At 51.3% G+C, this 12,268-nt stretch carries 15 protein-coding genes; 12 read left to right on the top strand and 3 right to left on the bottom strand.

Going from position 1 to position 12,268, the window contains the following annotated elements:
- Nucleotide 1: 1 nt before the first annotated feature.
- The 3 genes from cofG to ACSAZK_RS04735 form a co-directional block, all read right to left on the bottom strand.
- Nucleotides 2-1,024 carry a 7,8-didemethyl-8-hydroxy-5-deazariboflavin synthase CofG gene (cofG, locus tag ACSAZK_RS04745; protein WP_440957102.1) on the bottom strand — a complete coding sequence of 341 codons (1,023 nt, stop codon included), beginning with the start codon at nucleotides 1,022-1,024 and terminating at the stop codon, nucleotides 2-4.
- A gap of 122 nt (nucleotides 1,025-1,146) precedes the next feature.
- Nucleotides 1,147-2,424, bottom strand: a complete 1,278-nt coding sequence (locus tag ACSAZK_RS04740; RefSeq protein WP_440956252.1) for a phytoene desaturase family protein — start codon at nucleotides 2,422-2,424, stop codon at nucleotides 1,147-1,149.
- Complete coding sequence (locus ACSAZK_RS04735; protein ID WP_440956251.1) at nucleotides 2,421-2,582, bottom strand: 4Fe-4S binding protein; 162 nt, start codon at nucleotides 2,580-2,582, stop codon at nucleotides 2,421-2,423. The genes ACSAZK_RS04740 and ACSAZK_RS04735 overlap by 4 nt, the downstream gene beginning before the upstream one ends.
- A 315-nt stretch (nucleotides 2,583-2,897) precedes the next feature.
- On the opposite strand from ACSAZK_RS04735, the gene ACSAZK_RS04730 reads away from it, so the two are divergent.
- The 12 genes from ACSAZK_RS04730 (at nucleotide 2,898) to fpoM (ending at nucleotide 12,265) form a co-directional block, all read left to right on the top strand.
- A complete protein-coding gene (locus ACSAZK_RS04730) occupies nucleotides 2,898-3,059 on the top strand; it encodes a hypothetical protein (RefSeq protein WP_440956250.1) in 162 nt (53 codons plus the stop codon).
- Between the two features lie 855 nt (nucleotides 3,060-3,914).
- Nucleotides 3,915-4,289 carry a F420H2 dehydrogenase subunit FpoA gene (gene fpoA, locus ACSAZK_RS04725; protein WP_440956249.1) on the top strand — a complete coding sequence of 125 codons (375 nt, stop codon included), beginning with the start codon at nucleotides 3,915-3,917 and terminating at the stop codon, nucleotides 4,287-4,289.
- Nucleotides 4,277-4,831, top strand: coding sequence for a F(420)H(2) dehydrogenase subunit B (gene fpoB / locus ACSAZK_RS04720; protein WP_440956248.1), 555 nt, complete (start codon nucleotides 4,277-4,279; stop codon nucleotides 4,829-4,831). The genes fpoA and fpoB overlap by 13 nt, the downstream gene beginning before the upstream one ends.
- 38 nt (nucleotides 4,832-4,869) lie before the next feature.
- On the top strand, nucleotides 4,870-5,346 hold the full coding sequence (gene fpoC / locus ACSAZK_RS04715; RefSeq protein WP_440956247.1) for a F420H2 dehydrogenase subunit FpoC: 477 nt from the start codon (nucleotides 4,870-4,872) through the stop codon (nucleotides 5,344-5,346).
- Between the two features lie 10 nt (nucleotides 5,347-5,356).
- Complete coding sequence (gene fpoD, locus ACSAZK_RS04710) at nucleotides 5,357-6,481, top strand: F420H2 dehydrogenase subunit FpoD (RefSeq protein WP_440956246.1); 1,125 nt, start codon at nucleotides 5,357-5,359, stop codon at nucleotides 6,479-6,481.
- Nucleotides 6,482-6,486: 5 nt separating this feature from the next.
- A complete protein-coding gene (gene fpoH / locus ACSAZK_RS04705) occupies nucleotides 6,487-7,524 on the top strand; it encodes a F420H2 dehydrogenase subunit FpoH (protein WP_440956245.1) in 1,038 nt (345 codons plus the stop codon).
- A 4-nt stretch (nucleotides 7,525-7,528) separates the two neighbouring features.
- Nucleotides 7,529-7,939, top strand: coding sequence for a F420H2 dehydrogenase subunit FpoI (gene fpoI, locus ACSAZK_RS04700; RefSeq protein ID WP_440956244.1), 411 nt, complete (start codon nucleotides 7,529-7,531; stop codon nucleotides 7,937-7,939).
- A complete protein-coding gene (locus ACSAZK_RS04695; RefSeq protein WP_440956243.1) occupies nucleotides 7,936-8,226 on the top strand; it encodes an NADH-quinone oxidoreductase subunit J in 291 nt (96 codons plus the stop codon). The genes fpoI and ACSAZK_RS04695 overlap by 4 nt, the downstream gene beginning before the upstream one ends.
- The gene (fpoJ, locus tag ACSAZK_RS04690) at nucleotides 8,216-8,467 is read left to right on the top strand and encodes a F420H2 dehydrogenase subunit FpoJ (protein ID WP_440956242.1); all 252 of its coding nucleotides are present in this window, start codon (nucleotides 8,216-8,218) and stop codon (nucleotides 8,465-8,467) included. The genes ACSAZK_RS04695 and fpoJ overlap by 11 nt, the downstream gene beginning before the upstream one ends.
- On the top strand, nucleotides 8,464-8,766 hold the full coding sequence (fpoK, locus tag ACSAZK_RS04685) for a F420H2 dehydrogenase subunit FpoK (protein WP_048178121.1): 303 nt from the start codon (nucleotides 8,464-8,466) through the stop codon (nucleotides 8,764-8,766). The genes fpoJ and fpoK overlap by 4 nt, the downstream gene beginning before the upstream one ends.
- Before the next feature lie 2 nt (nucleotides 8,767-8,768).
- Nucleotides 8,769-10,778, top strand: coding sequence for a F420H2 dehydrogenase subunit FpoL (fpoL, locus tag ACSAZK_RS04680; RefSeq protein ID WP_440956241.1), 2,010 nt, complete (start codon nucleotides 8,769-8,771; stop codon nucleotides 10,776-10,778).
- Entirely contained in the window at nucleotides 10,778-12,265 is a 1,488-nt protein-coding gene (gene fpoM / locus ACSAZK_RS04675) for a F(420)H(2) dehydrogenase subunit M (RefSeq protein WP_440956240.1), read from the top strand. Before fpoL ends, fpoM begins: the two co-directional genes overlap by 1 nt.
- Nucleotides 12,266-12,268 lie beyond the last annotated feature (3 nt).

Raw genomic sequence — 12,268 nt, 5'->3', positions numbered from 1 at the left:
TTTATTCCTCGGCATACTCGTTTTCGGGGGGTTTCCTGTAACCTTCCCTGTCGGAAAGCCGCTCTATAAGTCCGCTAATCCTTTCCGGGTACCAGCCCTTCCTGACGTACTGCGGGTAGATTGGCAGGCGTTCCCTGAGGGGGATACCCCCGAGTTTTGCCTGCAGGGCTCTGACGTCCGGCCATTCGGCTTCCGGGTTGATCCAGTCAATGGTAAGAGGGGAAATTCCTCCCAGGTCCGAAACTCCTTTTGCGATCAGGACCTTCGGGTCGATAAGGTTCGGGGCTACCTGCACGGCAACGTCTGCGGGCAAAAGCTGCCTGGCAAGGGCTACGGTGTCCATCATCTCTTCTGCCGTTGGCTCGGGATGCTTTTCCATTGGAGTCCCGGGTTTTGGGGCGAAGTTCTGGATGATAACTTCCTGGATGTGCCCGTACTTCCCGTGCAGGGCTGCAATTGTCTCCAGGGATTCTATCCTATCTTCCCTGCTTTCGCCTATCCCCACAAGCAAACCAGTGGTATAGGGGATACGGAGCTTTCCTGCTTCCCGGATAGTTTCGATTCTCCTCTCCGGTTCCTTGCCGGGGCAGTCCCTGTGGGCTTCCAGGACCGCGGTGGTCTCGAGCATGAGCCCCATACTGGCGTTCAGGGGTTTTAAGGCTTCGAGTTCCGAGCGGGTCATGACGCCTGCATTCGTGTGAGGCAGGATCCCGATTTCGATAGCGATTTCGGAGAGCCGGATGAGGTAGTCCAGGGTGGAAGAATACCCCAGGACTTCGAGCCATTCGCAGTATTCGGGCAGTTCTTCGGCATATTCCCCGAAGGTGAAAAGAGCTTCCGTACACCCTGCTTTTGCCCCGTTTTCAAGGATGGGGATTACCTCTTCGGGTTTCATGAGCCTGGCTTCGGGATGTCCGGGGTCGCGTCTGAACCCGCAGTATGCGCAGTGGTTCCTGCAGACGTTGGTTAGGGGGATGAATACGTTTTTCGAATAAGTTACGAAAGGGGGGTTTTCCTGTTGAATGGTAAAACACCTGCCAGCTAGGGTCTATTCTGGATCTATTTTTGATTTATTATTATACTCCGGAATCTTCGGTTCCGGGTTTTTTATGTGATTATTAAGTGTGAAATTTTTAAGGATGGGACTCAGCCAAGAATTTTCTCCATGGTCCTGGCAACTCCAAGGGCTATTCCCTCGACTTCGATTCCTCCTTCTCCTTTGGCTCCGTCTCCTACGACGTAGAGGTCCGGAATTGGGGTATTGTTGCCGGGGTCAGTTCCCGAGGACGCCCTGTTTACGGGCCAGGAATCATGATAGGACTGGATGAGCAGGACTTCGTATTTTTTGCCCGGGAAGATCTCTTTTAAGTCCCGGAGGCCCATTTCGATTTCTTCTTCAAGTTTCCCTACATTTTCCGGAGCCACATGCTGGTGAGACATGGTCAGGTGCTTTCCGGGAGGGGCAAGGGACGGGTCCACCTGGGTGACCTCATTGATCCCGTTTACGCGCCTTGTATATGGGGTCAGCAGCACTCCGGAGTGCCCTATCAGGGGTTCTTCTGCGGAAAGGCAGATTTTTATGCCGGCTGAGGGTTGCAGGGTTTTAAGGGTCCTGAGATATTCGGCATTTTTTTCTTCGGAGAGGATTTCACCGCAGAGCCCGGCAGTTGCGGCATGGCCTATGTTGCTTATTACGAGGTCGGCTCTATGTTCCGTACCGTCCACCACAACTCCTACCGCTTTTCCGTTTTCCACCAGGATCTTCGAGACTTCGGTTTTCGTGTTGATTGTCCCGCCGTTTGCCGTGATCACCTTTTCAAGAGCGCAGGTTATACCTTTGCAGCCGCCCATGGGCACGCCCGGGCCCCCAAAGCGGTAAAGGTTTTCAATGATCTCGAAGACTTCTTCCACGGAGACCTCATCGCTTCTCATACTCAGGGACCAGCCGCAGAAGGAATCCGCAAGCTTCACCAGCCATTCATCTTTGACCTGGGATCTTATCCATTCCTTAAGAGTGCTCCCTTCGGGTGGGTCCTTTCTTGTGCTAACGATCAGATAAGCGCTTTTCAGGCGGTCTCTGTGGGAGAGCGGTTTCTGGAACTCGTTGAAAGGAATGTCCCTGAATCCCTGCCTGTAGTCGGCATCCCCTTTCTTCAGGGGTAGGCGGATCGTAGTCTTTTCGGAGCGTACGATCCTGACGTCAGCTCCTATCTCTTTTAGGAGTTTGGCTAGGGGGCCTCCAGGGCCGTGGGGGAGCATGTGGAAAGCTCCGCTGGAAAGCTGGAAGCCCTTATACTCAAGATTCGTGAACCTGCCTCCTGTAATCGGGAGCCGTTCGAATACTTCAACGGCATTTCCTGCCTTAGAAAGCCTGGCGGCACTCAGGAGCCCACCCAGCCCGGCACCGATGACTATTACTCTCATACCGGCACCTCTATGGCTTTTACGGGGCAGTAGGGGGCACATATCCCGCATTCCACACAGGCATCTGTTATCCGGGCTTTTCCTCTGACCACTATTGCGCCCTGCCTGCAAAAGGATGTGCATTGTCCGCACCCTACACAGTTATCGTTAATTTTCATACGATTTCCACCAGCTTTCCTATCATGAAAGGAGTTATTATAAAGTATTGGTATGACGTTTGGTCTCTTTTTTGTTCGGATAAGCCTTGAATCCCGGAAAAGTTTGAATTCCGGGAGGGGGCTTAAATGTCGGGATTAAGCTTGAATGCCGGGGAAGTTTGAATACCAGGATCAAGTTTGAATCTCGGGAGGAGGCTTAAAGGGCGGGACATATTTTAAGTTTCTGACCACGTTTTAAATGTCCGTTTGTCCGGATTGACCGGGGACAGTTAAGCTGACCCGCTCTTTGAAAAACTTATCATCTGCCATATTTATGTGGTTGATGATATATCATTTATTTATATCAATTTGATTATAATATCTTATAGGTACTCCTGTTTAGTTCCTGTAGGTTCCTGTGGGTTTCTTGCAGGAGTTTCGGTTGAAGCTGCAGGAGTTTCGGTTGAAGCTGCAGGAGTTTCGGTTGAAGCTTTATGATTTGCTGCCTATATTATATCTGCCGTGCCTTTAGGCAGCTCAGGGCTGAGCCCATTGATGTGCTGGTGAAATCCATCCTCCGTCTTGCGAGGGGTGTCGGGGTAGCATGGTAAATAGAAGATTCTTTATTATTTTCGGTTCCGGGATGTTTCAGAGGCCAGATTTGTCATTATTATTTGTAATGTATTGGGGGGTTTTTATGCCCACTAAAATAATTATTAGCTATATATATTTCTCGATCGTCTCTTTAAAAAATCTTGTCTGAAGGGTTAATTTATTTGGTTAATATGGGGTGAAATTTGTTTGTAAATATCATATTTATGCTGTATATATAATTTAGGGGGCTAGATCTTGCTTTACCGATGTCAATTTTCTGTAAAATTATTTTTTCACACAGTCTTTCAAATATTTAAACTTAATATTTATATAATATTAATTATCTAGCACATACCTATAAATATCCCCTGATTCATTGCAGAAATAAATAGTGGTTATTTGGAATCTTAATTATTAATTATAATAATCTCATGACAATTTGACCACTTTGCCGAAGGAGGAATTTTTCCTTAACTTCCGGTAATTTATTTCAAATGGTCGGGCTTTGAAAAGCATCTTTTCACAGCCCAAAAATCAGATGCCTGTTTCGTACTGAGTCAGGTTTTTTCAAAAAACCCGGTCCGAAGTACAGGTGTATTATGATAGGCTCTGCGATGGGATCTGCATTTGGTTGAATTCGGGTTCTGGAAACCCTCTCTCCTGAAGATGCAGATTTTTCTCAGGAATATCGAAAACCCTATAGAATCCAGGTCATAAAATGCTGCAGTTTCAGATTGCCGCACTTTAAAAGGTGATACAATGTCTGGAATAATCGATAGCTACATACCGGTTGCAATCTTTCTCGCCGTTGGGTTGATTATGCCGCCCATGACGATGTTTATTGTAAAGCAACTGAGTCCGAGGAGCAAGGCAGCAAACAAATACACAACATACGAATCAGGTTCCGTCCCTACCGGGACTGCCAGGATCCAGTTCAATGTTGAGTATTATCTCTATGCGATTGCTTTTGTTCTCTTTGATATTGAGGTGCTTTTCCTCTATCCCTGGGCCACGGTCTACAAAGGGCACGGGATCACTTCAGTCGCAGTAATCGAGATGCTTGTCTTTATCTTCGTGCTGCTCTTCGGATACCTCTATCTCTGGAAGAAGGAGGCCCTTACATGGGTGAAGTGAAGGCGAAAAAAACGAGTGATATAAAAAACACTCCGGATGACGAAATCCCGGGGGTAATCACTACCACCACCAGTGCGATCCACAACTTCCTCAAGAAGTCCAAAGCTCAGGACTTTATAAATTGGGGAAGGAAAAACTCGCTCTGGTTCATGACCCAGCCCATGGGCTGTTGCGGGGTGGAGATGATTGCTACGGGCTGTGCCCACTATGATACGGACCGCTTCGGAATCATTCCGAGGAACTCTCCGAGGCATGCGGATGTCATGATCATCAGTGGCTACGTGACAAAGAAATACCTGCCGGCTTTGAAGAGGCTCTGGGAACAGATGCCGGCTCCAAAGTGGGTTCTCTGCATGGGGGACTGCTCTATCAGCGGCGGCCCGTTCTACGAATCCTACAGCACGGTACAGAACATCGATGAGATGTTTCCCATCGATGTGTTTATTCCCGGCTGCCCTCCGCGGCCTGAAGCCCTGATCCAGGGGTTCGTGGAGCTCCAGGAAAAAATCAAAGCCAAGAAAGACCTGGGAACGGACTATTGAGGTTTTTCTAACGGTTTTGAATTATTCGAGGGAAAATAATGGATGCCAGAACAATTATCGAATCACTGACCAGTGAATTTCCGGAGGCAATTTCCGAATCCGAGGTCGAATCCGAAATTCGCGTAAGGGCATACGTGGCTGCGGAAAAGGCAAAGGAAACCTGCCAGTACCTTAAGGATTCCCTTCATTTTGACCACCTCTGCAGCGTCTGCGGAGTTGACTATCCGAAGCGTGGGGAAATCGAAGTTGTCTACCACATCGCTTCATATGAGCACCCTGTGGTCCTTATGCTGAAGGCAAAACTTCCCCGGGAAAACCCGGAAATCGAGTCAGTCGTGCCGGTCTACTGGAACGCAAACTGGTACGAGCGAGAAACCTACGAACTCTACGGGGTCATGTTCAAAAACCACCCTGACTTAAGGCCCCTGGTGCTTCCTGAAGAGATGCTGGGCGAGTGGCCTCTCAGGAAAGACTACGAGGGTTTCCCGAACAAGACAGCCAGAAACCTTGTGTGAGGGGTGAAAAATGGAAGAAATGGTTGGACCTAATGAGATGATCGTACACCTGGGCCCCCAGCATCCTATGCAGCCCGGACCTTTCAGACTGAACCTGAGGCTGAAAGGGGAAACCGTGGTGGATGCTGATGTGGAACTGGGTTACATTCACAAAGGTATTGAAAAAATCCTGGAAAGCAAGACCTACCTCCAGGGAATCCCTATCGTGGACAGGATCTGCTACCTGGTAGCCCTGACTAACGAGGAATGTTTTGTAGGCTGTGTGGAAAAACTTGCAGGAATCGAGGTTCCCGAAAGGGCCCAGTATATCAGGGTCATTATAGAGGAACTTTCCAGGCTGCAGAGCCACCTGCTCGGCATGGGAGAGTACGGGGAATTCATCGGCTTTGTTTCCATGTTCATGTACACGATTAAGGAAAGGGAAGATATCCTGACTCTTATCGACATGGTTACCGGAGCCCGGGTCACCCACACCTACCTGAAGTTCGGAGGAGTGCGCGACGACCTGCCCGAAGGCTTCAAGGAAACAGCCCTTCCTGTCCTGAACAACCTCAAGAAGGTCATTGACGATTACGAGGAAATGTTTGCGACGGACTCTATTTACAGGGAACGTGCCGAGGGTGTGGGTATCCTTACCGCAGATGTTGCAAAGAACCTGGGTGTTTCCGGGCCTGCGCTCCGGGCAACGGGTGTTCCTTTCGATATCCGGAAGAACGAGCCCTACCTTGTCTATGAGGACCTGGACTTTAAGGTCTGCACCGAGACCGCAGGGGACTGCGCTGCAAGGGTGCGGGTAAGGCTTAACGAGATGCGGGAAAGCATCTACATCATCGAACAGTGCCTTGACCGGATCCCTGACGGGCCGATTTTCCCCGTAAACTCACCCTATGGCAGGAGGACTCCTGTTATGAGAGTGCCTCCAGCAGAGGTGTTCCACAGGGTGGAAGACCCCAGGGGAGAAATGGGGATGTACATGGTCTCCGATGGCTCGGACAAGCCGCATAGGGTAAAGGTAAGAGGACCTTATTTCCCGACTCTACAGGCCCTGCCTCCGCTTATCATAGGTACGACGGTTGCGGATGTGGCAGCGATTTCAGGCAGTATGGACGGATGTACCAGTGAAGCGGACAGGTGATTTTAATGATCGAAATTCCTGAATTAATAGTGCCTTTTATTCCCTGGATCCGCGGGGTTGTGGGCCTTGCTCTTGTTGGTGCCATTTTCCTGGGCGCAATGGGTGCGGTCTGGATTGAGCGTAAACTCTCAGCCGACATCCAGTTCAGGTACGGCCCTATGAGAGTAGGCAAGTTCGGGCTCCTGCAGCTCGTGGCTGACGCTATCAAGCTCTTTACTAAAGAAGACCTGAGGCCGAAGAACGCTGACCGCCTTCTTTTCGACAATGCCCCTATTTTCCTGATGAGCTCGGTTTTCCTGATGCTTGTTGCAATCCCCGTGGGAGCGGTCTTCATAGGCGGCGTCGAATACCCGCTGGCAGTCACCGAGATGGATATCAGTATCCTTTACATCGAGGCAATGTCCTCTATTTCGATCTTTGGGATCTTCATGATGTCCTACGGTTCGAACAACAAATATTCCCTGCTCGGGGCTTTCAGGAACTTTGCCCGGATGGTCGGGTATGAAGTCCCCCTCGGAATTACGGTTATCAGTGTTGCTGTTATGACCGGGTCCCTGAACATCGTGGAAATCGCTCAGGGCCAGGGGCTTGTCTGGAACATTTTCCTGCAGCCGATCGGATTTGTTGTTTTCTTTATTGCCCTTATGGCTGATATGGGAAGGCTTCCTTTCGACCAGAACGAGTCTGAAGAAGAACTGGTCGCAGGATGGGTTACCGAATACAGCGGAATGCGTTTCGGGCTCGGGTTCTTTGCCGAGTATATCCACATGATCCTGGGCTCTTTCCTTGTGGCGCTTCTTTTCCTTGGCGGCTGGAACGTGCCGGCTTTTGTTGCAAGCAACCCGGTGCTGGGCCTGATTGCCCCCACAGGTTTCCTGCTTCTTAAAACTGCCCTTGTCCTGTGTACTATCGTCATGATGAGATGGGCCGTTCCGAGGTACAGGATCGACCAGGTGGTAGACCTGAGCTGGAAAAGACTGCTGCCCTTATCCCTTCTGAACCTTGCCTGGGCAGTGGGCCTTGGGCTCTATCTGGGAGTGTGAAAGCATGGTTCTTAAAAATATCAAATATGCGCTAAAAAACATCCCTAAGAAACGCGTAACCAGGCTGTGCCCCGAAGTGGAAAGTCCGCTTTCTGACAGGTTCAGGGGGCTCCAGATCCTCGACAAAAGCAAATGCATTGGCTGTGGGATCTGTGCCAACACCTGTCCGAACAACGCAATAAGGATCGTAAAAGCTCCTATTGCGCCGGGCAGTGGAAAACAGCGCTGGTTCCCGGAAATTGATATCGGTCACTGCCTCTTCTGTGGGCTTTGCATTGACCAGTGCCCGAAAGGTGCACTTTCCAGCGGGAAGGAATATTGTAAGGGCGTTGTTAAGTGGACTCACAAAGACATGCTCATGACCCCTGACAAACTTGCCAGGGAAGTCGATATTGCGGAAGGTGATGAGAGATGATCGGACTTGAAACGATCGGAGCCTTTGTTGAAATGGCTGCCTTCGGGCTTTTTTCCGTAATCACGGTCTTCTTCGCAATCTTTGTGGTTATCGCAAAGGATGTTGTGAGAGCCGGGCTTGCCCTTATCATGTGCATGTTCGGTGTGGCAGCGCTCTATCTCCTCTTGAACGCCCAGTTCCTCGGAGTTGTCCAGGTGCTGGTCTATATCGGAGCTATCGGGGTGCTGATCCTCTTTGCCGTGATGCTTACCAAGCGTGAACTCGGAGGTAGTTCCAATGCAGATTAACCGGCCCGCAGCCCTTGCAGTGGTCCTGCTTTTCCTGGCCGTTGTAGTCCTGGGAACTTTCGGGACTTCCTGGAACACCGTGTCCGAACTGCCCGAAAATCCGGCTGACCCGAGTAACGTTGAAGGCCTGGGGATGCTGATCTTCACCCAGTATGTGATTCCCTTCGAGATTATGTCAATCGTCCTGTTAGCCTCCCTGATAGGGGCAATCTATATGGCAAAAGGAGAGGGCAGCAAATGATTCCCTTAAACTTTTACCTTGGCCTTGCAGCCCTGCTTTTCTCTATCGGGCTCTACGGCGTAATGACGCATAAAAGCGGTATCAGGCTGATCATGTGCATCGAACTCATGCTCAACTCCGCAAACCTGAACCTTGTGGCTTTCTCAAGCTACACGGATACCCTGAACGGACAGGTCTTTGCCCTGTTTTCCATTGCCCTGGCAGCCGCTGAGGCAGCGATCGGGTTTGCGATCTTCATGGCAATCTACAGGATGCATGACAGGATCAACCTTGACGAACTTAACCTTCTGAGGTGGTAAAAATGGCACTGGAAGAACTTGCATTTTTGATCCCGGTGCTTCCGGCACTTGCGTTTGTAATCACCTTCTTCTTCGGGAAGAAGTTGCCCTCGGGAGGGGCAATTATTCCGATAGCAGCCATTGCCGCCTCCTTTGTAATCTCTTTAATGATTACCCTGGGCCTGCTGGCAAACCCGGAAGAGGTTGTCAGCCAGTCCGTTTCGTGGTTTGCAGTGCTAAACCTGGGAGTATTAATAGACCCCCTGGCTGCAGTCATGCTCTGCATGGTCTCCTTTGTGAGCCTGCTGATCCACATCTATGCAGTGGGCTACATGTCCCACGACCCTGCTAAACCCAGGTACTTTGCAGAAACCGCTCTTTTCACCGCGGCAATGCTGTCCCTGATCCTTTCGGACAACATCCTGCAGCTTTTCGTTTCCTGGGAACTGGTGGGGCTCTGTTCCTATCTCCTGATCGGGTTCTGGTTTGCAAAACCCTCGGCAGCATCCGCAGCCAAGAAAGCTTTCCTGACCACCAGGATCGGAGATGTGATGTTCCTTACAGGAATTATCGTGCTCACCGCCGACCTTCTGAAGCTTGCAGGCGGGTTCACCGAAGGGGTATACCTGCTCCGCTTTGACGAGATCTTCAGCTATATCCCGGAACTCTCGGCTATGCAGGCAAACTTCCTCGGCTTTGAAGTGAGCCACCTTACTATTATTACTCTGCTCTTCTTCGGAGGCGCAGTAGGAAAATCCGGGCAGTTCCCGCTCCATGTGTGGCTGCCTGACGCAATGGAAGGCCCGACAACCGTTTCAGCCCTCATCCATGCAGCAACAATGGTTACTGCGGGGGTCTACCTGGTCGCAAGGACCTTCCCGATGTTTATTGCAGCTCCCGACTCTTTGATGGTAGTTGCCTACTTCGGAGGCTTTACAGCTCTCTTTGCAGCCACCATGGGCATTGTGATGAACGACCTCAAGCGTGTGCTTGCCTTTTCAACCATCAGCCAGCTCGGGTATATGATGCTGGCCCTGGGTCTGGGTGCAGCGGTCGGGCTTGAGGCAGTGGGCGTGTCCCTCTTCCACCTGATCAACCACGCATTCTTCAAGGCGCTTCTCTTCCTCTGTGCCGGAAGTGTGATCCACGCAGTGGGCACCCACGACATGAGGGAACTCGGAGGCGTTGCGAAAGTCATGCCGATAACCGCAGCTACAATGACCGCTGCAGCCCTTTCCCTTGCAGGTTTCGGGATTCCGGGGACTTCAATCGGGACAAGCGGTTTCTTCTCCAAGGACCCAATAATCGAGAACGCTTACCTGCTTGGAGAACACAGCGGCAACTGGATTCCCTACATTTTCTCAATAGTGGCCGCGCTCCTGACCGCAGTCTACATCTTCAGGCTGATCTTCATGACCTTTGCAGGAAAGCCAAGGAGCAACTACGGCGGGCACGAGTCTCCGTCCGTGATGACCATTCCGCTCAGCATCCTGGCAGTCCTTGCGCTTGTCTTCGGTGGGCTTACCAGGACAGGTTTCATGGGGTTCCTTGAGGAAACCTTTACAAACAGTTTTGTAAATGTGGACATCGGAAGCCTTGCAGGGCTTGGAGGAAACGAAATTGTCCATGCCGCAGGGCACGAGCCGCTCCTTATCCTCTGGATGCCGGTGATTATTGCCCTTGCAGGCCTCGGGATTTCCTTCGTGCTCTACTACCTCAAGGCAGTGGACCTCGGAGCTGTGGCTTCTATGAAGAACCCTGTCTACAAGCTGCTCTACAAGCGCTACTACCAGCACGAGATCTTCACTGAATTCTTCTCAATCGGTGTGGTCTACGGCATTGTAGCCTTCCTGGGACAGGTAGTTGACGTGATTATTGACAGCATTGTGGAAGCAATCGGAATCGTCACAGTCGCAGCAGCCGATGCACTCAGGCGGGTGCAGACAGGGGTCGTGCAGACCTATGCAACCGTCGTGATTGCGGGTGTGGGCCTGTTGATAATACTTGTTAAGTTGATAATGGAGGTGCTCTAATGCTGCCGGTAGCATCGTTGCTGATTCTGGTGCCGCTGATTTTTGCAGCAGTGACCTTTTTCACAAAAACGAAAGAACAGGCTGCAGGAATGGGCCTGCTCGGTTCGCTTGTAACGCTTGGGATCACCCTCTACGCCTACATGAACTTTGACAGCAGCACGGCTGCCATGCAGTTCTTTGAGTCGATGGAGTGGATTCCTTCCCTCGGGATCAGTTACACCGTGGGGATTGACGGCATTTCCATGCCCCTGATCCTCCTGAATGCGATAGTAATTCCGCTGCTTGTTGTTTATTCCTGGAGCGAGGACAGAGAAGCCCCTAACAGGTTCTACGGGCTGATCCTTGCCATGCAGGCAGCAGTTATAGGGGTCTTCGTGTCCCTTGACTTCTTCATGTTCTACATCTTCTGGGAACTCACCCTGATCCCCCTCTTCTTCATGGTGAACATCTGGGGAGGAGAAAAGCGGGCTCATGCGTCCTACAAGTTCTTCATTTACACGCATGTGGCCTCCCTGGTGATGCTCCTCGGGATCTTCGGGATCTTCTATGCCTCCTGGCAGCAGACCGGAGTGCCCACCTTTGACATCAGGGAACTGATCTCCCAGTACCAGTTCTTCGAGTCCGGAATGCTGAAAGACGCCATCTTCCTGGCGCTTCTCTTCGGGTTCCTGGCAAAAATCCCGTCCTTCCCCTTCCACTCCTGGCTTCCGGATGCCTATTCCGAAGCCCCCACCGCAGGCAGCGTGCTTTTTGTCCTGCTCAAGATCGGAGGGTACGGGCTCTTCAGGATCATGCTCCCCATGCTCCCGAACGCAGGCAGCCCTGACCTGCTCATTGCTCTGATGGGCTTGCTCGGGTCGGTCAGCATCCTTTACGGAGCTCTCCTGGCGCTCAGGCAAAAGGATCTCAAGCGCATGATCGCCTACTCCAGTGTGAGCCACATGGGGTACGTGACCCTCGGTGCTGCAGGCCTCGTCGCCCTTTCGGTCTCAGGCGCAATGTTCCAGCAGTTCTCTCACGGGCTGATTATGGCAATCCTGTTTATGTCGGCAGGCGCCATCCACAGCAGTGCAGGGACAAGGATCATCAACGACCTTGGCGGGCTTGCCCAGAAGATGCCAAAGCTGACAGTTATCATGATGCTTGCTTTCATGGCTTCGCTTGGCCTTCCCGGGCTGACCGGTTTCATTGCCGAGTTCCTGGTGTTGACCTTCACTTTCGCGAACCTGCCTGGCTTTGTGGTGATAGCTCTCCTGGCAATCGTGATTACCGCTGGCTATCACCTCTGGGCAATGCAGCGGGCAATGTTCGGAGTGTATAATGAGAAGCTCGGGGACGTGAAGGACATCAACTCCCTCCAGGTCTTTTCCATGGCCGTGATCGCCCTCCTGGTGCTCTACTTCGGCCTGAACCCGAGTCCGGTGCTTGATATGATGATTACTAATTCGGAAGCAATAGTCAGCCTGGCGGCTGCAGCGGGGGTGTGAAAA

It is taken from the genome of Methanosarcina sediminis (genome assembly GCF_052056915.1).
Lineage (GTDB): Archaea > Halobacteriota > Methanosarcinia > Methanosarcinales > Methanosarcinaceae > MTP4.
Note: the sequence above shows the minus strand (reverse complement) of the source record. Positions and strands in the feature narration are given on the sequence as shown.

Coding starts and splice junctions, on each gene's coding strand:
- fpoA (WP_440956249.1), top strand. CDS start 3,915: ATGTCTGGAATAATCGATAGCTACATACCGGTTGCAATCTTTCTCGCC.
- fpoI (WP_440956244.1), top strand. CDS start 7,529: ATGGTTCTTAAAAATATCAAATATGCGCTAAAAAACATCCCTAAGAAA.
- ACSAZK_RS04740 (WP_440956252.1), bottom strand. CDS start 2,424: ATGAGAGTAATAGTCATCGGTGCCGGGCTGGGTGGGCTCCTGAGTGCC.
- fpoJ (WP_440956242.1), top strand. CDS start 8,216: ATGCAGATTAACCGGCCCGCAGCCCTTGCAGTGGTCCTGCTTTTCCTG.
- fpoD (WP_440956246.1), top strand. CDS start 5,357: ATGGAAGAAATGGTTGGACCTAATGAGATGATCGTACACCTGGGCCCC.
- fpoM (WP_440956240.1), top strand. CDS start 10,778: ATGCTGCCGGTAGCATCGTTGCTGATTCTGGTGCCGCTGATTTTTGCA.
- fpoB (WP_440956248.1), top strand. CDS start 4,277: ATGGGTGAAGTGAAGGCGAAAAAAACGAGTGATATAAAAAACACTCCG.
- ACSAZK_RS04735 (WP_440956251.1), bottom strand. CDS start 2,582: ATGAAAATTAACGATAACTGTGTAGGGTGCGGACAATGCACATCCTTT.
- fpoC (WP_440956247.1), top strand. CDS start 4,870: ATGGATGCCAGAACAATTATCGAATCACTGACCAGTGAATTTCCGGAG.
- ACSAZK_RS04695 (WP_440956243.1), top strand. CDS start 7,936: ATGATCGGACTTGAAACGATCGGAGCCTTTGTTGAAATGGCTGCCTTC.
- fpoH (WP_440956245.1), top strand. CDS start 6,487: ATGATCGAAATTCCTGAATTAATAGTGCCTTTTATTCCCTGGATCCGC.
- fpoL (WP_440956241.1), top strand. CDS start 8,769: ATGGCACTGGAAGAACTTGCATTTTTGATCCCGGTGCTTCCGGCACTT.
- fpoK (WP_048178121.1), top strand. CDS start 8,464: ATGATTCCCTTAAACTTTTACCTTGGCCTTGCAGCCCTGCTTTTCTCT.